Source organism: Lysobacterales bacterium (genome assembly GCA_019634735.1).
In the GTDB taxonomy this organism is placed as follows: Bacteria; Pseudomonadota; Gammaproteobacteria; order Xanthomonadales; family UBA2363; genus Pseudofulvimonas.
Genome location: JAHCAT010000009.1, coordinates 1 through 19,421, shown reverse-complemented (window position 1 = coordinate 19,421; position 19,421 = coordinate 1). Strand labels below are relative to the sequence as shown.

The window sequence follows — 19,421 nt, the reverse complement described above, 5'->3', positions numbered from 1 at the left end:
GCCCGGCGGCCGGCCGGCGCTAGACTCGCCGCGTCACCGGACGCCTTGCCATGGAAGTGTGGTTGCAGCAGGACCTTGCGATCCTGGGCCGCGTGGTCGCCGCCATGGCGCTGGGCGGCCTGATCGGCCTGGAGCGGGAGACGCGGGCGAAGCCTGCGGGCCTGCGCACGCACATGCTGGTCGCCGGCGCGGCCGCGCTGATCGTCGGCCTCGGCGACGTGCTGGCCGAAACCTTCATGCGCGAGGACTACGCCGGCATCCTGCAGGTCGATCCGGTGCGCCTGATCGAGGCGGTGATCGCCTGCGTGGGCTTCATCGGCGCCGGCACCATCCTGCGCAGCGCCAGCCACGACCACGTGCTGGGACTCACCACCGCGGTGTCTCTGCTGATGGCCGCGGCGATCGGCATCGCAACCGGCCTGGCCCGCTACGGTCTTGGGATCGGTGTCGCGGTGCTGTCGCTGCTGGTGCTGGTCGTGTTCAGCCACCTGGAGCGCAAGCTGCCGCGGCAGGAACCGCCAAAGGACTAGCAGCTTGTTGAAAAACGACCTTCCTGGTCGTTTTTCAAGCCGCCCGTCCGGCGCAGGTCCGGACGGGCTCCCGTCGAATCAACTGCTTACGCACCTGCTTCGCCGAGCGGCCATCCATGCCCGCCGCCAGCAGGCTGTTTTTCAACAGCCTGCTGGCCGGCATCCGCCCGGACGTCGCGTGGCTGGCGCATCGCGCCGCGCGACGCTGGTCCTTCCGCTACAGCCACTCGCGCGGCACCAGGTAGTCGGCCAGGCGCGCCTCCGGCGACCCGGGCTCGGGCTGCCAGCCGTACTGCCAGCGCACCAGCGGCGGCAGGCTCATCAGGATGGACTCGGTGCGGCCGCCACTTTGCAGACCGAACAGGGTGCCGCGGTCGAACACCAGGTTGAACTCGACGTAACGACCGCGCCGGTACAGCTGGAACTGCCGCTCGCGCTCGCCCCAGGGCGTATCCCGGCGCCGCGCCACCAGCGGCAGGTAGGCGTCCAGGAAGCCTTCGCCCACCGCACGGGTGTAGGCGAAGCAGCGATCGAATCCGTCTTCGTTGAGGTCGTCGTAGAACAGCCCGCCGACGCCGCGGGTCTCGCCACGGTGGCGCAGGAAGAAGTACTGGTCGCACCAGCGCTTGTGCGCCTGGTAGCGCTCGATGCCGCCGAACGGCGCGCACAGGTCGGCGGCCACCTGGTGCCAGTGCCGGACATCCTCGTCGAACGGGTAGAACGGCGTCAGGTCGAAGCCGCCGCCGAACCACCACACCGGCGACGCGTCCGCCGGGCGCGCCTCGAAGTAGCGCACGTTCATGTGGGTGGTCGGCAGGTAGGGGTTGCGCGGGTGGAACACCAGCGACACGCCCATCGCCCGCCACGGCGCGCCCGCCAGGGCCGGCCGGCTGGCGCTGGCGGCCGGCGGAAGCCGCTCGCCATGGACCTCGGAGTAGCCGATCCCTGCCTGTTCGAACACCGCGCCCTCGCGCAGCACCCGCGACCGGCCGCCACCGCCTTCCGGGCGCTGCCACACGTCCTCGCTGAAGCGCGCACTGCCATCGGCCGCCTCGATGGCCGTGCAGATGCGGTCCTGCAGGCCGCGCAGGAAGGCCTGGACGGCGGCCGCCTCCGGCGCGCCTTCGGGTGCCTGGGGCGCCGCGTTCACGAAGGTATCCCCTCGGGGGGGCCGGCGAGCGCGGGTGCAGCCGCGGCGGACGAATGGAACAGGGCGGGACGTGCCCGCTTCGGGCTGCGCGGCATCGGGATTCCTCCGATTCGAACGGGGTCCGGACGGTCGCCCGGCCGCAGCCGGGCGACGGTCCGGCGCGGGCAACGCCACGACTTCGCGGTGGGCGCCATGGTAGCCCAGGCCGGGCGCTGCATCGCAGCACGACGGGCCGCATCCGCCCCCGTATGCTGCCCCGCCTATGCACACCCTGTCTGCGTCGCCCGATCCCGCCCTGCACCTGAGCGGCAGCCGCCTGAAGGCCGCCCTGATCGCCGGCTGTCGCCGGGTCCTGACCCGCCGCGACTACCTCAACCGGATCAACGTCTTTCCGGTGCCCGACGGCGACACCGGCAGCAACCTGGCGTTCACCCTCGCCGCCGTGCTGGGCAGCGCCCGACGCGATCGCGGCGGCGATGTCGGCACCGTGCTGCGCCAGGTGGCGCGCGAGGCCGTCGATGGCGCGCGCGGCAACTCCGGCGCGATCTTCGCGCAGTTCTTCCAGGGCCTGGCGGAGGCGGTCGGCAGCCGTCGCGAGGTCGACGCCGACCAGCTTGCGCTGGCCGCGCAGGCCGCCGCCCGCTCGGCGCGGGCCTGCCTGGCGCAGCCGCGCGAGGGCACCATCCTGAGCGTCATCCACGACTTCGCGGGGGAGTTGCGCGACCAGGCCGAGCGCGGCGTGCGCGACCTCACCGCGCTGTTCCGCGCCGCCCTGGCGCGGGCGCGCGCTTCGCTGGCGGCGACGCCCCAGCAGTTGCCGGTGCTGCGTGCGGCCGGCGTGGTCGATGCCGGTGCCGCCGGCTTCGTCGATTTCCTGGAGGGTGTCGACGACCTGATCGCCCGCGGCCGCGATGCCCTGCGCCTGCCACCCGAACTGCGCGACCTCGCCGGCGGCGCGCATGCCGACGTGCACCTGGAGTCGGTCGAGACCGCCAGCCCGTTCCGCTATTGCACCGAATGCTCGCTGTCGGGGACCGACCTGGCGCCGGAGCGCGTGCATGCCGCGCTGTCCGGCCTGGCCCTGGACTCGCTGGTGGTCGCCGGTGGCCGCGAGCGGGTCCGCGTTCATGCCCACATCGACCAGCCGAACCGGTTGTTCGAGGCGCTGTCCGCGCTTGGCACGGTGGCGCAGCGCAAGGCCGACGACATGCAGGCGCAGGCGCGGCTGCGGGCGGCGCCGTTCCAGCCGGTGCGCGTGGTGGTCGATTCGGCCGCCGACCTGCCGGCCGGCCAGGCCGAGCGGCTGGGCCTGACGGTGGTCCCGGTCCGGGTCAACTTCGGCGACGAGGATTTCATGGACCGCGTCACCCTGGCGCCAGCCGAGCTCTACGCCCGGCTGCGCCTGGATCCCACTCCGCCGCGCACCAGCCAGCCACCGCCTGGCGACTTCCGCCGCGCCTACGAGCTGGTCCTGGCGCACTGCCGGGACATTGTCTCGGTCAGCCTGTCCAGCCAGGTGTCGGGCACTTTCCAGGCCGCCGGAACCGCCGCGCGCGAGGCCGGTGCCGGCAACATCCACGTGATCGATACGCTCAACGTCTCGGCCGGCCAGGCGCTGATCGCGATCCGGGCCGCCGAAGTGGCCGCCACCGGCGCCGACCTGGCCACCGTGCAGGCCGCGGTGGCCCGCGCCATGACCGATACCCGCACCTTCGGGATGATCGCCGACCTGCGCTACGGGGTCGCCGGCGGCCGCCTGCCGCCGCTGCTCAAGCGCGTCGCCGACTGGTTCGGGCTGACCCTGCTGGTCACCGCCCGCGGCGGCAAGGTCAAGCCGTTCCGCGCGTTGCGCGGCAGGTCGGACCTCACCGAGCGCTTCGCCGCGGTGATCGCGCGCCGCGCCCGAGGCGCCGATCGTTGGCGCGCCATCGTCGGTCACTGCGATGCCGCCGACCAGGCGGCACGCCTGGCCGGCGCCCTGCGCGATCGGATCACCGGGCTGGACACGGTGTGGGTGACCGAGAACGGCCCGGCGATCGGCGCCCACGCCGGACCGGGGACGCTGGTCGTCGGCCTGCAGGCGCTTTTCGACGCCCCGCCGTGACCGCCCTGCTGGCCAAGCTGCTGCTCGCCTACCTGCTCGGCAGCGTGGTCGGCAGCCTGCTGCTGGGCAGGCTGCGCGGCGTCGACATCCGCAGGGCCGGCAGCGGCAATGCCGGCGCCACCAATGCCCTGCGCACCCAGGGCCGGGGCTTCGCCCTGGCGGTCGCGGCGATCGACGTCGGCAAGGGCGTGGCGGCGGCCCTGGTGGTGGCCCGCCTGCCCTGGTTCGGGGCCGACCTGCTGGCACCGGCAGCCACCGGCCTGGCCTGCGGCCTGGCTGCGGCGGTCGGCCACTGCTATCCGCTCTGGCATGGCCTGCGTGGCGGCAAGGGCGCCGGAACCGCGTTCGGCACCGTCCTGGCATTGTTTCCCGGCCTGGCCCTGGTCATGCTGCTGGCCTGGCTGCTGGTGCTGACCGCCACCGGCTACGTCGGGCTGGCCACGGTGACGGCCGCCGTGAGCTTCCCGGTCGCCCTGGCGTTCACGGGCTGGCGCGCCGTCCCCGGCGTATTCGCGCTGGCGCTGGCCGCCGCCGCGCTGCTGGTGTGGACCCACCGCGGCAACCTGGCGCGGCTGCGGGCCGGCAAGGAGCTGCGCTTCGAGCGCGCACGGATCCTGCCGCGCCTGTTGGGCCGCCGCTGAGGCACGCACGGGCGCGTTGCGTCCGGCCCGACCGCGTCCTCGGGATACCGGCAGCGCCGGCCGGGGATCAGTCGGCCAGGAATCGCCCGCAGCCGGCCAGGCGGCGGTCCCCGATGCGCAGCTCGGCGGTCGCCTCGTAGGCCTCGCCGCTCATCACGTCGATGCAGGGCTCGGGCCGGATGCGCAACGTCACCGTCTCGCCGTCGACTTCGGCGACCACGCCGGCGGCATCCGCCAGCCGCCGGGTCCGCTCGGCGCGAAGGGTTCGGCTGCCGTAGTCGAGCTGCACGGCCAGCCAGGCGTCGGGTCCGGGCGCCAGTTCGGCGACCCAGCCGGGCTCCTGGCCGATCGCCCGGAATCCGGCGCCGCGGGCGCGTGCGTCTCGCCACGGATCGACCGGGATCACCACACAGTCCCTGCGGACGCCGTCCAGCCGCAGCCAGCCCTGGTCGCCGCGCGTCCAGAACTCGTCGTTGCCGCGCGCGTAGCGGGCACCGGACGCGGCCACCGCGGCCGGCAGCCGCCGGCTGCCGCCGGCCCACGCAAGCTCCACCTCGCCGGGCAGGAAGCGCGCCAGCACCTCCTCGTCGCCGCACCGGAAAGCCTGCGGACCGGACCCGGCGTCGTTGCGCGACGGCGTGGCGGCGCAGCCGGCCAGGACGCTGGCGGCGACCGCAAGCAGGGCGCGCATCGGACTTGCGTGGCTCATGGCAACCTCCTGGCCGGGGTCGCAGCATGCGCCCGCGACCGTATCCGCATCATCCCGCAATGCCGTCAGGCGGGCCAGCGTCGCCCGCCCCGGCCGGATCCCGGGCTACACTGGCCGCGTGCAGCTGGAAGCGATCTACCGCTATCCCTTGAAGTCGGCCGCGGCGCAGCCGCTCGCGCAGGCCACGGTGGAACCTCGCGGACTGAAGGGCGACCGGCGCTGGCTGGTGGTCGACGCCGACGGCCGCTTCCTGACCGGCCGGCAGCTGCCGGCGCTGGTCCGGATCCGCGCCGTGGCCATGCCCGACGGCCTGGTGCTGCAATCGCCGGGGTCGCCGACGCTGGCGCTGCCCAAGCCGAACGCGCAGCAACGCCGCCGCCGGGTGCGGATCTGGAAGGACGACGTCGATGCCCTGACCTGCGGTGCCGACGCCGACGCCTGGCTGTCGCGCGTGCTGGGCAGGCCGGTGTCCCTGGTGTACATGGACGCCGGGGCCCGGCGCCCTGTCGATCCGGTGCACGCCCGGCCGGGCGACGAGGTCAGCTTCGCCGACGGCTATCCGCTGCTGTTGCTGTCGGCGGCCGCGCTGGCGACGCTCGGCGAGCGCGTCGGCAGACCGATGGCCGCCCTGCGCTTCCGGCCCAACCTGGTGGTCGGCGGCTGCCCGGCCCATGCCGAGGACGGCTGGCGGCGTCTGCGCATCGGCGAGGTCGAGTTCGAGGCCGCGAAGCCTTGCACGCGCTGCGTGTTCACGCTGGTCGACCCGGACACCGGGGTGCCCGATCCGCAGGGCGAACCGCTGGCCAGCCTGAAGGCATACCGGCGCGGCGACAGCGGCGTCACCTTCGGCGTCAACCTCATCCCGCGCGGCGAGGGCCGCCTGCGCACCGGCGATGCCGTCGTCGTCCTCGACTGAGCGCCCCGCCGACGCGCCGGCCGCGCTGCCGGCAGACGCACGTCGCATCGTGCATGTCGACATGGACGCCTTCTACGCCTCGGTCGAGCAGCGCGATGATCCGTCGCTGCGCGGCCGGCCGGTGGTGGTGGCCTGGCGCGGCCGTCGTTCCGTGGTGTGCGCGGCCAGCTACGAGGCGCGGCGCTTCGGGGTGCGCTCGGCGATGCCCGCGCTGCGCGCCGAACGGCTGTGCCCGGACGCCGTGTTCGTGCCACCGGACTTCACCCGCTACCGCGCGGTATCGCGGCAGGTCCGCGCGATCTTCGCGCGGCATACCGACCTTATCGAACCGCTCTCGCTCGACGAGGCCTACCTGGACGTGACCCGGCCGAGCTCGGGCCTGTCGAGCGGCACCGCGGTGGCGCAGGCGATCCGGGCGGCGATCCGCGAGGAACTCGATCTGACCGCCTCGGCCGGTGTCGCTCCCAATCGCTTCCTGGCCAAGATCGCCTCGGACTGGCGCAAGCCCGATGGCCTGTTCGTGCTTCGCCCGCACCAGGTCCTGGACTTCCTGGCGCCGCTGCCGGTCGACCGCCTGCCGGGCGTCGGCCGGGTGATGGCGGCTCGGCTGGCTGCTCTCGGCGTGGCCATGGTCGGCGACCTGCGCGCCCTGGGCGCGGAAACGCTTTCTGCGCAGTTCGGCCGCTGGGGGCGTCGCCTGGCCGAACTCGCACTGGGCATCGACGAGTCGCCGGTGCAGCCGGATCGACCGCGCCAGTCGATCTCCTGCGAGGACACCTTCGCCGAGGACCTGCCCCTGTCGGCGCTGACGCCGGACCTGCGACGGCTGGCCGAGCGCACCTGGCAACTGGCGCAACGGCACGGGGCACTCGCCCGCACCGTGGTGCTGAAACTCAAGACCGCACAGTTCCGCCTGCTGACGCGCAGCCTGACGCCGCCGCATCCGCTGCGCTCGCTGGCCGAGGTCGAAGCCGTGCTGGCCACCCTGCTGAAGCGCGTCGACCTGCCGGAACACACGCGCTATCGGCTGGCCGGCGTGGGCCTGGCCAATTTCGAGGACGCGCCCTCGCCCGGCGACCTGTTCGCCGCCGGCGACGCGACAGCGTCAGGCCAACCTGGTCAGCCGGCTGCGGGCTGCGTCGCCGGCGCCGCTTCCTGAATCGGCTGCGGCGCCAGCGCTGGCGCCGGCGTCGCCTCGATCACCCCGCAGGCGATGCGTGCACCGGCATTGCCGGCCGGCTGGCTGCTGTAGTCGTCGGCATCGGCATGGACCACGATGGCCTTGCCCAGGACGTCGGCGTCGCCGCCGTCGCCGAGCGTGACGCCGGTGATCCGGAACGCGAAGGTGGCGGTGCCGCGGGCATCCGCCCGAAGGTTCGGCATGTCGCCGGCGTGGTTCGGCGCGCTGGTCCTGGGGTTTCCGTGGTTGTGGTTGCCGGGATTGAAGTGGTCGCCGGCGCTGCTGGCGTCGGCGGCGCTGCAGTCGCCGACCGCATGGACGTGGAAACCATGCTCGCCATTGGCGCGCAGGTTGGCCACGGTGCCGCTGATGCGCAGACCGCGGCTGTCCGGGGACAGGGTGAGGGTGCCGCGGGCGCGGTTGCCCTGGGTCGGCGCCAGCTCCGCCCGCGCCTCGTTGAGCTGCGCCTTCATGTCGGCCGCTGCGGCGTGGCCCTGGCCGAGCGCGGCGCTGACTGCGGTGGCAAGGACGAGGCAGGAAAGGATCGACGGGCGCATGGCAACTCCTGGCTGTATCGGCGGGTCGGCAGCGGTGCCGTTACCGGCATCCGCCACCAGGGAATCCGATTATGCGGGGTTGACCGCCCGCCTGCACGGACCGTGCCGCCAACGCAGCGGCGCGACCGTCGCCCTGCGGATCCGGGCAGAGCGCGCCCGCGCACGCAGGCGCGCCTGGATGGTCGGCCAACGGTCCGGCCGGGGCCCGCCGGGCTCAGCGGAACAGACCGTAGACGGCATCCACGACCAGTCCGGTGGCCAGCGCCACGAGCAGGACATCGCCATCGACCCGCACCCAGCGATGGCCATAGGGCGGCGGCGCCAGGCGGTAGGGCCGGTAATCGACGTAATAGACCGGCGCGTAGTAACCGCGCGGCAGGCGGTGGCCGTGACTCCAGCGATACGGGCGGTACCCGTGCGGACGCACGTAGTGCCCCGGCGGCGGATAGCCATAGCCATAGCCCGGCCTGTAGCCCGGCCCCGGCCGCCAGGCCTGGCCATGCGGCGGCCGTTGACCGGGATCCGGACGGTACCGGCGGTCGTCGCGGCCGTGACGGTCGTGACGGCCAGGCCGGCGGTCGCCATCGTGCCAGCGCTGCTGGGCATGGCTATGGCCGTGCGGGCCGCGCTCATGGCCGCCACGGTCGCGCGGCGAGGCCTCGACCAGGCCGGCGGCACCGGCCAGCGCGGCGACGAGCGTGCAGGAAAGCAGTCTACCCATGGTGATGTCCTCGGAACGGCCGACCCGGCCGGACGGCAGCGGGGAAGTTCCGCTGCGGAGCCCACGTTCGCGCCCGTCGCCTTAATCGGTTTTGAACCGCCGCAAGGACGTTCAGGCGGCGCTGGGAATTGGCCGCTCCGCCGGTCCGGTAGACGTGGCCATCCGCCGTCCGGAAGTCGTTGCGGTCCGGACCGCGCGACGTTTTCGGCGCCCGACCCGTCCGATCATCATCGCGGCAATGGACCGCCCGTTCGGCGAGGCCGAGTCCCGCGCCGTTCCCGCCCGACCTTTCCACGACCTGGAGCGCCCCATGTCCCGAGCCTTCCCCGCCGTGCTGCTGGCCCTGGCGCTGCCGGCGACCCTCGGCGACGTACATGCGCAGCGCCGCCAGAACGACGAACATACCTTTCCGACGCCGGTGGCGGGACCGGTTTCCCCGGCCGACGTGCTTCGACAGACCGGCCATTGGGCCGACGCGCTGGCATCGGGCGGCTTCGCCGGGCTGTCGCCTGAAGCCAGGGACGCTGCACAAGCCGCGCTGCAGCGGCTGCGGGCGTCCCTGGCGCCGATCCGGGCCTGGCGCCATCTGCGCCCACCGCAGGTCGAGCGTATCGTCGCCGACCACACGGCGGTCGTGGAGACGCTCGGCCTGGACGCCGGCGAGCGCCTGAGCTGCCAGCCCGCCGCCAGCGTCGGCAGCCGGATCGCGCAGATGAGCTGCCAGCTCGCCGGACGCCAGGCGGAAGCCGCCAGCGAGGCCGCGCGGCGCACGCCCGACGCCACCATCGGCCGCAACCAGTAGCCCGGCTGCATGCTTGAGGCCGCCATTGCGGCCGATGAACTCCGCGCCGTGGCGCGGTCCGCTCCCGTTGGCCGGATCGCCGTGGTGTCGATCACGCGTTCACCGTCCAACGGCTTGTCGCCCGCGATACGAGGCGATCCCGACCGCCTCGCTTGCGCGTCCTGCGGAAGCATCCGGAGCGGCGGGTGCGGCCGGACCGCCGGCGCCTCCAACCGGCGCCGGCGCCCGCTCAGACCGTCGCCGGATTGGGCTTGTCAGGGTCCAGACCGAAGGTCTTGATGGCGCGGGCGACGTCGTCGGCGGTCTTCTGGCCCTGCTCGGCCAGGGCAGCGATTGCCGCGTGGGCGATCCAGTAGCGGTCGACCTCGAAGAATCGGCGCAGGTTGGCGCGGGTGTCGCTGCGGCCGTAGCCGTCGGTGCCCAGCACGGTGTAGGGCATGGGAACCCAGGCGCGCACCTGGTCGGCGACCTGACGGACGTAGTCGGTGGCGGCGATCGCCGGGCCGGCCCGACCCTGCAGCAGGCCCGTGATCCACGGTTGCCGGGGCGCCTTGGCCTTGGGATGCAGGCGGTTCCAGCGCTCGGCTTCGATGCCGTCGCGACGCAGCTCCGAGAAGCTGGTGCACGACCAGATGTCGGCGCTGACCCCGAACTCGGTGTCGAGCAGCTCGGCAGCGGCGATCACCTCGCGCAGGATGGCGCCGGAGCCCAGCAGCTGCACGTGCGGGCGCGCGCCGGCCTTGCCCTTGGCCTTTGCATCGCGGGCCCCGAACCCCGAATCGCGCAGCAGGTACATGCCCCTGACCACGCCCTCGCGGGCATCGTCGGGCAGTGCCGGGTGGCCGTGATTCTCGTTCATCAGGGTGATGTACCAGTAGGCATCCTCCTGCTCGGTCAGCATGCGGCGCATGCCGTCCTGGAGGATCACCGCGACCTCGCCGGCGAAGGCGGGGTCGTAGGCCCGGCAGTTGGGGATGTTGCCGGCCAGCAGGTGCGAATGGCCGTCCTCGTGCTGCAGGCCCTCGCCGTTGAGCGTCGTGCGGCCGGCGGTGGCGCCCAGCAGGAAACCGCGCGCGCGCATGTCGCCGGCCGCCCAGGCGAGGTCGCCGATGCGCTGCATGCCGAACATCGAATAGAAGATGAAGAACGGCAGCATCGGCAGGTCGTTGGTGCTGTAGCTGGTCGCCGCGGCGATCCAGCTCGAGAACGCACCCGCCTCGGTGATGCCTTCCTGCAGCACCTGGCCGGCCTGGTCCTCGCGGTAGTACATGAGCTGGTCGGCATCGACCGGCTTGTACTTCTGGCCTTCCGGCGCGTAGATGCCGATCTGCCGGAACAGGCCTTCCATGCCGAAGGTGCGCGCCTCGTCGGCGACGATCGGCACGCAGCGCGGCCCGACCTGCTTGTCGCGCAGGATGATGTTGAGCGCCTGCACGAAGGCCATGGTGGTGGAGATCTCGCGCTCGCCGGTGTCCTTGAGCAGACGCTCGAAGGCGTCCAGGCCAGGCACCGGAAGGCTCTCGCTGGCGCGTGCGCGACGCTGCGGCAGCGAACCCCCCAGGGCCTCGCGGCGTGCCTTGAGATATCCGACCTCTTCCGAATCCGGACCCGGGTGGTAGTACGGGACTTCGGCGATGCGCTCGTCCGGCACCGGGATCTGGAAGCGGTCGCGGAAGGCGCGGACCGCCTCGTCGTCCAGCTTCTTGGTCTGGTGGGTGGGATTGAGCGACTCGCCGGCCTTGCCCATGCCGTAGCCCTTGACCGTCTTGGCCAGGACCACGGTCGGAATGCCGTCGCTGTTCATCGCCGCGTGGTAGGCGGCGTAGACCTTGTGGGGATCGTGGCCGCCGCGGTTGAGGCGCCAGATGTCCTCGTCGGACATGGTCTCGACCATGGCGCGGGTCTCCGGATACTTGCCGAAGAAGTTCTCGCGCGTGTAGGCGCCGCCGAAGGCCTTGCAGTTCTGGTATTCGCCGTCGACGGTCTCCATCATCAGCCGGCGCAGGAGCCCCTCGTGGTCGCGTTGCAGCAGCGGGTCCCAGCGGCTGCCCCAGACCACCTTGAGCACGTTCCAGCCGGCACCGCGGAAGGCGCCCTCCAGCTCCTGGATGATCTTGCCGTTGCCGCGCACCGGGCCGTCCAGGCGCTGTAGATTGCAGTTGATGACGAACACCAGGTTGTCCAGCTTCTCGCGGCCGGCCAGGGTGATCGCACCCAGCGATTCGGGCTCGTCGGTCTCGCCGTCGCCCATGAAGCACCAGATCTTGCGGTCGGAGCGCGGCAACAGGCCGCGGTGCTCCAGGTACTTGCAGAAGCGCGCCTGGTAGATGGCCATGATCGGGCCCAGGCCCATCGAAACGGTCGGGGTCTGCCAGAAGTCCGGCATCAGCCAGGGATGCGGGTAGGAGCTGAGGCCGCCGCCGTCGACCTCCATGCGGAAGCGGTCCAGCTCGGTCTCGCTGATCCGGCCTTCCAGGAAGGCGCGCGCGTAGACGCCCGGGCTGGAATGGCCCTGGATGTAAAGCAGGTCGCCCGGATGGCCCTCATGGGGCGCCCGCCAGAAATGGTTGAAGCCGACGTCGTAGAGGGTCGCGGCCGAGGCGAAGCTGGCGATGTGGCCACCCAGCTCACCCGGGCGCCGGTTGGCACGGACCACGGTGGCCAGGGCGTTCCAGCGGATGATCGAACGGATCCGCCATTCCAGGTTCTGGTCGCCGGGACTGCGCTGTTCGCGCTCGGGCGGGATGGTGTTGTGGTAGCCGGTGGTCAGGCGGAACGGCAGGTGCCCCCCGGCGCGCCGGGTCTCCTCGATCATGCGCTCCAGAAGGAAGTGGGCGCGCTCGGCGCCGTCGCTGCCGATCACCGCCTGGATGGCGTCCAGCCATTCGCGGGTCTCGACGGGATCGAGGTCGTTGCGGGTGGGGTCCTGGCTGGCGTTCATGGCGCTGGGTCTCGCGTCGGGGCGCCGTCGACGACGGCGACGATCGGTGTCGTTGCTGCAGCGGGCGAGTCTAGCAGGCCGCTGAACAGCGGCCCGCTGCCTCCGGCCGTCGAGTACCGGCACCAGGCAGCGGGGACGTCAGCCGCCGCTGGTCCGCAGCTGATCCACCGCGACTCTGGAAGGAAGGGTCTTGATCGGCGCGGAGCCTGTCGGGCACCTGCGCAACAGGGATAACGCACCTTTGCACAACGGAGCTGCCCGTACTGGGGTGGTCGCACGACGGGGCGGGTCACATGGGCGGAGGCCGTCCATCCGAGACCTGGCCGGGCCTGCGCGTCCGCTGGCAGGGTGGCCGACGTGTCCAGGTGGCATCGATAAAGTAAGGCTGCGGCGCGCTTGGTAACGCCGCAGCCCCGAATGCCACATGACGTCGTCTTCTTGGAATGCGATTCCCGCCACACCCCGGAGTGGCAGGGGCCGTTAAGTCTACCTTAACGACAGCGTGGGTGGCCACGCTTTCCTCGCCCTCGCCGGGCCAGGCCGAATGCTTCCCAAGCCATTGATCAGCAAGCGTGCAACCAAGAAGCGGCCCGCTCGGCCCGCCTGCCCGGCCCGGCGTTGGGGGGCGCGGCGGGATCACCAGTCGTGCGCAACGGCCATACGTGCCACCGCCCCCCGGCAGGTCGGCCCGCCGACATCGCCGGGAGGGACGCGCTCAGGGACGCCTGCCGAGCAGCAGCGCGAGCGCGCCACTGGCGATCGCGACGATGCAGCCGACCAGGACCACCTTGCCGGCGTACTCGCCCAGCGCCGACAGGTTGATCAGGCCGAACACCACGGCAATGGCGAGCGCCGCCAGCACCACGATCACCAGGGCGGCGACGGACTTCAGAATGCCGGACATCGAGGTCTCCCGTGTGGCGCCGGCCGCAGCGACCGGCGGGGCGGCGGACTGCCGCCCGGGGGACATTCTGCCGCAGCCCCGACCCGGCCGTGCAGCCGCTCCCCCGCGGCTGGCATGGCCGGCGCGGAGGTCCCGCCCGGGTCGACCATCAAGGGACGACGCGCAGGGGCCGTACGGATCAGAAGCCCAGGCCGGGCTGCTGGCTTGCGCGCTGCTGGGCATCGACCGCCGCGAGCGCGGTCATGTTCACGACCCGGCGCACGGTGGCCGATGGCGTCAGGACATGCGCGGCGCCCCGCACGCCCAGCAGCATCGGGCCGATCACCACGCCATCGGTCAACGTCCGGACCAGGTTCAGCGCGATGTTCGCCGCGTCCAGGTTCGGCATCACGAACAGGTTGGCGGCACCCTTGAGCTGCGAGTCGGGGAACAGCCGCTCGCGGATCGCCTCGGTGAGCGCGGCGTCGCCATGCATCTCGCCCTCGAACTCGAGGGTCGGCGCCATTTCGCGCAGCAGGGCGCAGGCCCGGCGCATCTTGCTGGCGCTGGCGTCGGCGTGGCTGCCGAAGTTGCTGTGCGAAAGCAGGGCGACTTTGGGCTCGATGCCGAACCAACGCAGCCGCTCGGCGGCCAGCAGCGTGCTCTCGGCGATCATCTCGGCGTCCGGATCGACCTGGACATGGGTGTCCAGGAAGAAGAAGGTGCCCTTGTCGTTGATCACCGCGGTGACCGCCGCCGGGGCGTGCACACCCTCGTCCAGGCCGAGGATGTCGAGCACGTAGCGGACCCGCTTCTGGTAGCGGCCGACCAGGCCGCAGATCATCGCGTCGACTTCGCCCCGGCGCAGCGCGAGCGCGGCGATCGCCGACGCCCGGGAGCGCACGATCGCCTTGGCGACGGCCGGTGTCACGCCCTTGCGGCGCATGATCGAGTGGTAGAGCTGCCAGTAGTCGTTGAACCGCGGGTCGTCGTCGATGTTGACCACTTCGATGTCGCGGCCGGCCCGGATGCGCAGACCCAGGCGCTCGATGCGCCGTTCGATCACCGCCGGCCGGCCGATCAGGACAGGGGTGGCGAGGCCCTCGTCGACGACCGTCTGCACGGCGCGCAGCACGGTCTCCTCCTCGCCCTCGGCGTAGCAGACCCGCTTGCGGTCACGCTTGGCGGCGGCGAACACCGGCTTCATCATCAGGCCGGTCCGGAACACGAACTGCCACAGCCTCTCGCGATAGGCGTCCATGTCGACGATCGGCCGGGTGGCGATGCCCGAATCCATTGCCGCCTGCGCCACCGCTGGTGCCAGTTCGACCAGCAGGCGCGGGTCGAAGGGCTGCGGGATCAGGTACTCCGGGCCGAACGCCGCAGGCGCTCCGCCGTAAGCGCTGGCCGCGATGTCGGAGGCCTCCATGCGCGCCAGCCGGGCGATCGCCCTGACGCAGGCCAGCTTCATGGCCTCATTGATGGTTGTGGCGCCGACGTCCAACGCGCCCCGGAAGATGTAGGGAAAGCACAGTGCGTTGTTGACCTGGTTGGGGTAGTCGCTGCGGCCGGTGGCGACGATGCAGTCCGGTCGCACGGCGCGCGCGTGCTCGGGCAGGATCTCGGGGTTCGGGTTGGCCAGCGCCAGGATCACCGGCCGCTCGGCCATGGCCGCGACCATCTCCGGCTTCAGCACGCCGCCTGCGGACAAGCCCAGGAATACGTCGGCGCCCACGACGATCTCCGCAAGCGATCGCTTGTCGGTGTCGCGCGCATAGCGCGCCTTGTCGGCGTCCATGCCCGGGCGTCCGGTGTAGAGGACGCCGTCGCGGTCCACCGCCAGGATGTTCTCCGGCTTCATGCCCAGCGCCACCAGCATGTCCAGACAGGCGATGCCCGCTGCGCCGGCGCCGCTGGTCGCCAGCACCACGTCCTCGATGCGCTTGCCGACCACCTCGAGGGCGTTCAGCACCGCCGCGCCGACGATGATCGCGGTGCCGTGCTGGTCGTCATGGAACACCGGGATCTTCATGCGCTCACGCAGCTTGCGCTCGACGATGAAGCACTCCGGCGCCTTGATGTCCTCGAGGTTGACGCCGCCGAAGGTGGGCTCCAGCGCGGCGATGATGTCGACCAGCCGGTCCGGGTCGCGCTCGTCGATTTCCAGGTCGAACACGTCGATGCCGGCGAACTTCTGGAACAGCACGCCCTTACCTTCCATCACCGGCTTGGCCGCCAGCGGTCCGATGTCGCCCAGGCCCAGCACCGCGGTGCCGTTGCTGATCACTGCGACCAGGTTGCCGCGGGCGGTCATCTGGGAGGCGGCGTTGGCATCCTCGACGATCGCCTCGCAGGCGGCCGCGACGCCCGGGGAGTAGGCCAGCGACAGGTCGCGCTGGGTCACCAGGGCCTTGGTCGGCGCCACCCGGATCTTGCCGGGCGGATGCGCGCGGTGGTAGTCCAGCGCCGCCTGCTTGAGTTGCTCGGCCTTGTCCATGCTGTGCGGTCCGTCCGGAGTTCTGCGGCGACGCCGGAACGGCGCGCCGGGGCGGTCATTATGCCGAGGCCGGCCGACGCCGGCACGGACGGTGCGGCGACCGTCCCCTCGGCGGCGCGCCACGTGGGCGATAATCGCGCCCTTCTCCCCGAGGACCGGTTGGCGATGAAAGTGCTCGTGATCGGCGGCGGCGGCCGCGAACATGCCCTGGCCTGGAAGCTGGGCCGCTCGTCCCGGGTCAGCGAGGTCCTGGTCGCGCCCGGCAACGCCGGCACCGCGCGCGAGCCCGGCCTGCGCAACGTCGCGATCGCCATTACCGACCTCGATGGCCTGCTGGCCCTGGCGCGCGGGGAAGGCGTCGGCCTGACCGTGGTCGGCCCCGAGGCGCCGCTGGCCGCGGGCCTGGTCGACCGTTTCCAGGCCGCCGGCCTGCGCTGCTTCGGCCCGAGCCAGGCAGCCGCCCAGCTCGAGGCGTCCAAGGCCTTCAGCAAGGACTTCCTCGCCCGACACGGCATCCCGACCGCCCGCTACGCGGTGTTCGGGTCGCTGGAGCCCGCCCTGGCGTACGTGCGCGACCACGGCGCACCGATCGTGGTGAAGGCCGACGGACTCGCCGCCGGCAAGGGGGTCACCGTGGCGACCACGGTGGCGGAGGCGGAGTCCGCGCTGCGCGATTGCTTCCAGGGCGAGTTGGGGCAGGCCGGCGCCCGCGTGGTGATCGAGGAGTTCCTCGACGGCGAGGAGGCCAGCTACATCGTGGTCGCCTCCGGCCGCCGCTTCGTCGCCATGGCCAGCTCGCAGGACCACAAGCGGCTGGGTGAGGCCGATACCGGCCCCAACACCGGGGGCATGGGCGCCTATTCGCCCGCGCCGGTGGTGACCCCGGAGATCGCCGCCCGGATCGAGGCCGAGGTGATCGTACCGACCCTGGCCGGCATGGCCGACGAGGGGCGGCCATTCACCGGATTCCTCTACGCCGGCATCATGGTGATGGCGGACGGCACACCGAAGGTGCTCGAGTTCAACGTGCGCTTCGGCGACCCGGAGACGCAGCCGGTGATGCTGCGCCTGCGCTCGGACCTGGTCGAGGTGCTCGAGGCCGCGCTTGACGGGCACCCCGATTCGGTAGCTCCGGATTGGGACCCGCGCCCCAGCCTGGGCATCGTCATGGCAGCCGCGGGCTACCCGGCGCGCGGACGCACCGGCGACCCCATCGACGGACTGGGCGAGGACGACCGGAACGACGTCAAGGTTTTCCATGCCGGCACCGCGTTGGCAGACGATGGCAGCGTGCGGACGGCAGGCGGGCGGGTGCTCACGGTCTGCGCGCTCGGCGACGATGTCCTCCAGGCCCGGGACCGGGCACTGGCGCGGGTCGACTCGATCGGCTTTGCCGGTGCCCAGCACCGGCGCGACATCGGCTGGCGGGCGATCGCCCGCGATGCGCCCGGTCCGCGCCTGGCGGACAGCTAGGCCAGGCTCAGAAGCGCCAGTCCAGCGCCAGCGACAGGTTGCGGCCGGGCTCGTCCAGGCCGGACCCGTGCTCCCGATAGCGCTTGTCGGCAAGGTTTGCGGCGGTCAGCTGCAGCATCACCGCCTCGGTGGCCTGCCAGCCCACCCGGGCATTGACGGTGGCCCAGCCGGCCGTACCCTGCGGATTGATGCGGGCGTCGCTGGCGTCGCGCGGGCTCAGGCGGTCCTGGCTGCCGGCGTACACGCTCCAGCCCTCAAGCTCCCAGCCCGGAGCGAACGCCCAGCGCGCACCCAGCTTGCCGAACAGGGGCGGGATCCGGTCGGCGGGATACTGCTCGCCCTCGAATCGTTCGTCACCGCGCGTCCAGGTGCCGGTGGCGTAGACCTGCCATTCCGCCGTCGGCATCCAGCGCAGTCCGGATTCCAGTCCCTCGAGGACAAGGCGGGTGGCGTTGCGCGACTGCACGATCGCCCGCCCGGTGTCGGTCAGCTCCCCGGTCAGCACCGAGGTGATCTTGTCGCGATAGTTGGAGCGGAACGCCATCAGCTCCCATTGCCAGGCCGGATCCACGTACTTCAGGCCGAGGTCGAAGGTGTTCACGGTCTCCGGCGCCAGGTCCGGGTTGGGGATGTTGAAGCGGTTGCTGGGCCGGTCGCCGAAGGTGCCCAGGTCGAAGATGTTGGGCGCGCGGAAGCCGCGCCCGGCATTGCCGACCAGGCGCAGGTGCTCGCCCAGCTTGAAGGCAAGACCCAGGTGACCGTTCACATCGGAGGGCGACAGCGACACCCCGATGCCGTTGATGGTGGGCGGCAGGTCGATGTCGAAGCGGCTGTAGCGCAGGCCGAGGTTGACGTCCAGGCGGTCTGTGATCAGCCAGTCGTCCGCCACGTAGGCGGCCAGGGAGGCCATCGTCGAGCCATCCGGGTAGCGGCTCGGCCGCGCCGTCACCGCCCCGGTATTGATGTTGACGCGCTCGCGGAAGCTGTCGACCCGGTCGTCGTACCACTCAACGCCATAGGTCAGGAAATGGCGTTCGCCCAGGGTCTTGGTCATTTGCGCGGTGATACCCCGCAGGATGCTGGCGTTGCGTTCGAGGTCCCGGTTCGCCGTGCCGGTCTCGCGGGTGGTCCGGTCGTCGACGACTTTCTGGCGACCCAGATGGACCTCGATGTCGTCGGCGAACGGCAGGGCGTCGGTGTAGCGATAGCGCAGGTGACCGAATTCGCGGGCCTGCGGCTTGAACAGGAACTCCGCGTTGTCGGGCAGCGACTGCCCGAATCCCGGCACCAGCGCATCGTGGCGCGGCGTTTCCGGCTGCTTGCTGTACTGGAACGACGCCATCAGCGCATGCGCGCTGCCGGCCGGGGTGAGCAGCAGCTTGAGGTCGCCGCTGCGCTGCTGGAACTGCGTGAACGGCAGGCGCTCGCCGCCGCCGACCCGCAGGGTGCCGACGTCCTGCCAGCTCACGCCGCCGGTGATTGCCACACCGTCGCGCCCGGTCTCGAACCCGGCCCGGCCGTGCCAGCTACGGTCGGCGCTGGACCACCGCCCCCGCAGCAGACCGCCCGCCTGCCAGTCCGCGCCCGCGAACCGCGGCTCGGGAGTCAGGAACTGCACGACGCCGCCCATGGCATCGCTGCCGTACAGCGTCGACATCGGACCGCGCACCGCCTCGATTCCCGCAAGATTGAGCGGATCGACCAGGGCCACGTACTGGTTGGGCGCGTTACGGAAGAACGCGTTGTTGAGACGGAAGCCATCCACGAGGTGCAGGACCTCGGAGCCCTTGAGGCCGCGGATGATCACCACGCCCTGGCCGGGCGTGGTCTGCTGGACGTAGGTGCCGGGCTCGCCGTGCAGAAGGTCGGCAACCGTCTGCGGCGCCATGCGCAGGATGTCCTCGGAATCCACGACCGTCACCGCCACCGGGATCTCGAGGGCTGCCTCTTCGCGGCGCGTCGCCGTGATCTGTACGCGATCGAGGCGGCGTGCCGTCTCCCCCGCGTCGTCCAGCGAGTCGACGGCATCGGCCCGGGCGATGCCCGGAGTGTGCAAGGCAAGCGCAACTGCGCCGGCCGCCAGGGTCGGCAGGATTCGTGTCATCGATTTCTCCGGGGAGGGAGGCCCGACGCGAACCGCGCGTCCTGGCCTGGCACCTAGGGTAGTGCGCTTTGCAGCCCCGTGGAACCGGCTCGTCGACGACTTGAGCGGGCCCGTCGCCTCACGGAAGGGGAGTCGTACACGAACCGACCCCCTGAAATGCGAAGGCCCCGCGTGGGCGGGGCCTTCGACTTGACGCAAGCCGGTCCGGCGGGC

Annotated in this window: 15 protein-coding genes; 7 read left to right on the top strand and 8 right to left on the bottom strand. The window is 71.9% G+C overall.

Annotation, left to right across the window (positions count from 1 at the left end; all coding sequences use genetic code 11):
- Nucleotides 1-56: 56 nt before the first annotated feature.
- Complete coding sequence (locus KF823_09635) at nucleotides 57-530, top strand: MgtC/SapB family protein (GenBank protein ID MBX3726166.1); 474 nt, start codon at nucleotides 57-59, stop codon at nucleotides 528-530.
- 217 nt (nucleotides 531-747) lie between these two features.
- On the opposite strand, the gene hemF is transcribed toward KF823_09635, so the two are convergent.
- On the bottom strand, nucleotides 748-1,680 hold the full coding sequence (gene hemF / locus KF823_09630; GenBank protein MBX3726165.1) for an oxygen-dependent coproporphyrinogen oxidase: 933 nt from the start codon (nucleotides 1,678-1,680) through the stop codon (nucleotides 748-750).
- Between the two features lie 262 nt (nucleotides 1,681-1,942).
- On the opposite strand from hemF, the gene KF823_09625 reads away from it, so the two are divergent.
- Both KF823_09625 and plsY read left to right on the top strand, forming a co-directional pair.
- A complete protein-coding gene (locus KF823_09625) occupies nucleotides 1,943-3,784 on the top strand; it encodes a DegV family EDD domain-containing protein (protein ID MBX3726164.1) in 1,842 nt (613 codons plus the stop codon).
- A complete protein-coding gene (gene plsY / locus KF823_09620) occupies nucleotides 3,781-4,425 on the top strand; it encodes a glycerol-3-phosphate 1-O-acyltransferase PlsY (protein MBX3726163.1) in 645 nt (214 codons plus the stop codon). The genes KF823_09625 and plsY overlap by 4 nt, the downstream gene beginning before the upstream one ends.
- 67 nt (nucleotides 4,426-4,492) lie before the next feature.
- On the opposite strand, the gene KF823_09615 is transcribed toward plsY, so the two are convergent.
- Entirely contained in the window at nucleotides 4,493-5,134 is a 642-nt protein-coding gene (locus tag KF823_09615; protein MBX3726162.1) for an MliC family protein, read from the bottom strand.
- Between KF823_09615 and KF823_09610 the strand changes: the two genes are divergently transcribed.
- Nucleotides 5,133-6,050 (top strand): MOSC domain-containing protein, encoded by a 918-nt coding sequence (locus KF823_09610; GenBank protein ID MBX3726161.1) that lies wholly within the window; start codon nucleotides 5,133-5,135, stop codon nucleotides 6,048-6,050. The two genes, KF823_09615 and KF823_09610, sit on opposite strands and share 2 nt — an antisense overlap.
- Complete coding sequence (gene dinB, locus KF823_09605; GenBank protein MBX3726160.1) at nucleotides 6,028-7,209, top strand: DNA polymerase IV; 1,182 nt, start codon at nucleotides 6,028-6,030, stop codon at nucleotides 7,207-7,209. Before KF823_09610 ends, dinB begins: the two co-directional genes overlap by 23 nt.
- On the opposite strand, the gene KF823_09600 is transcribed toward dinB, so the two are convergent.
- Both KF823_09600 and KF823_09595 read right to left on the bottom strand, forming a co-directional pair.
- A complete protein-coding gene (locus KF823_09600; protein MBX3726159.1) occupies nucleotides 7,170-7,787 on the bottom strand; it encodes a superoxide dismutase family protein in 618 nt (205 codons plus the stop codon). The two genes, dinB and KF823_09600, sit on opposite strands and share 40 nt — an antisense overlap.
- Nucleotides 7,788-8,001: 214 nt before the next feature.
- Nucleotides 8,002-8,508 (bottom strand): RcnB family protein, encoded by a 507-nt coding sequence (locus tag KF823_09595; GenBank protein MBX3726158.1) that lies wholly within the window; start codon nucleotides 8,506-8,508, stop codon nucleotides 8,002-8,004.
- Nucleotides 8,509-8,818: 310 nt separating this feature from the next.
- Here KF823_09595 and KF823_09590 point away from each other — a divergent pair, with 310 nt between their 5' ends.
- On the top strand, nucleotides 8,819-9,310 hold the full coding sequence (locus KF823_09590; protein ID MBX3726157.1) for a hypothetical protein: 492 nt from the start codon (nucleotides 8,819-8,821) through the stop codon (nucleotides 9,308-9,310).
- A 229-nt stretch (nucleotides 9,311-9,539) separates the two neighbouring features.
- On the opposite strand, the gene aceE is transcribed toward KF823_09590, so the two are convergent.
- The 3 genes from aceE to KF823_09575 all read right to left on the bottom strand — a co-directional run bounded on the left by aceE (nucleotide 9,540) and on the right by KF823_09575 (nucleotide 15,631).
- Nucleotides 9,540-12,251 (bottom strand): pyruvate dehydrogenase (acetyl-transferring), homodimeric type, encoded by a 2,712-nt coding sequence (gene aceE / locus KF823_09585; GenBank protein MBX3726156.1) that lies wholly within the window; start codon nucleotides 12,249-12,251, stop codon nucleotides 9,540-9,542.
- Nucleotides 12,252-12,966: 715 nt separating this feature from the next.
- On the bottom strand, nucleotides 12,967-13,155 hold the full coding sequence (locus KF823_09580; protein ID MBX3726155.1) for a hypothetical protein: 189 nt from the start codon (nucleotides 13,153-13,155) through the stop codon (nucleotides 12,967-12,969).
- Between the two features lie 178 nt (nucleotides 13,156-13,333).
- Entirely contained in the window at nucleotides 13,334-15,631 is a 2,298-nt protein-coding gene (locus KF823_09575) for an NADP-dependent malic enzyme (GenBank protein ID MBX3726154.1), read from the bottom strand.
- Nucleotides 15,632-15,796: 165 nt separating this feature from the next.
- Here KF823_09575 and purD point away from each other — a divergent pair, with 165 nt between their 5' ends.
- Nucleotides 15,797-17,104, top strand: coding sequence for a phosphoribosylamine--glycine ligase (gene purD, locus KF823_09570; GenBank protein ID MBX3726153.1), 1,308 nt, complete (start codon nucleotides 15,797-15,799; stop codon nucleotides 17,102-17,104).
- 7 nt (nucleotides 17,105-17,111) lie between these two features.
- Here purD and KF823_09565 read toward each other — a convergent pair whose 3' ends face one another.
- Nucleotides 17,112-19,208, bottom strand: a complete 2,097-nt coding sequence (locus KF823_09565) for a TonB-dependent receptor (GenBank protein MBX3726152.1) — start codon at nucleotides 19,206-19,208, stop codon at nucleotides 17,112-17,114.
- Nucleotides 19,209-19,421: the final 213 nt, after the last annotated feature.

Bases quoted from the DNA above. Each gene is read 5' to 3' on its own strand.
- KF823_09595 (MBX3726158.1), bottom strand. From the start codon at position 8,508: ATGGGTAGACTGCTTTCCTGCACGCTCGTCGCCGCGCTGGCCGGTGCC.
- dinB (MBX3726160.1), top strand. From the start codon at position 6,028: ATGCCGTCGTCGTCCTCGACTGAGCGCCCCGCCGACGCGCCGGCCGCG.
- KF823_09575 (MBX3726154.1), bottom strand. From the start codon at position 15,631: ATGGACAAGGCCGAGCAACTCAAGCAGGCGGCGCTGGACTACCACCGC.
- KF823_09580 (MBX3726155.1), bottom strand. From the start codon at position 13,155: ATGTCCGGCATTCTGAAGTCCGTCGCCGCCCTGGTGATCGTGGTGCTG.
- KF823_09565 (MBX3726152.1), bottom strand. From the start codon at position 19,208: ATGACACGAATCCTGCCGACCCTGGCGGCCGGCGCAGTTGCGCTTGCC.
- KF823_09600 (MBX3726159.1), bottom strand. From the start codon at position 7,787: ATGCGCCCGTCGATCCTTTCCTGCCTCGTCCTTGCCACCGCAGTCAGC.
- KF823_09615 (MBX3726162.1), bottom strand. From the start codon at position 5,134: ATGAGCCACGCAAGTCCGATGCGCGCCCTGCTTGCGGTCGCCGCCAGC.
- purD (MBX3726153.1), top strand. From the start codon at position 15,797: ATGAAAGTGCTCGTGATCGGCGGCGGCGGCCGCGAACATGCCCTGGCC.
- KF823_09610 (MBX3726161.1), top strand. From the start codon at position 5,133: ATGGCAACCTCCTGGCCGGGGTCGCAGCATGCGCCCGCGACCGTATCC.
- KF823_09625 (MBX3726164.1), top strand. From the start codon at position 1,943: ATGCACACCCTGTCTGCGTCGCCCGATCCCGCCCTGCACCTGAGCGGC.
- KF823_09590 (MBX3726157.1), top strand. From the start codon at position 8,819: ATGTCCCGAGCCTTCCCCGCCGTGCTGCTGGCCCTGGCGCTGCCGGCG.
- aceE (MBX3726156.1), bottom strand. From the start codon at position 12,251: ATGAACGCCAGCCAGGACCCCACCCGCAACGACCTCGATCCCGTCGAG.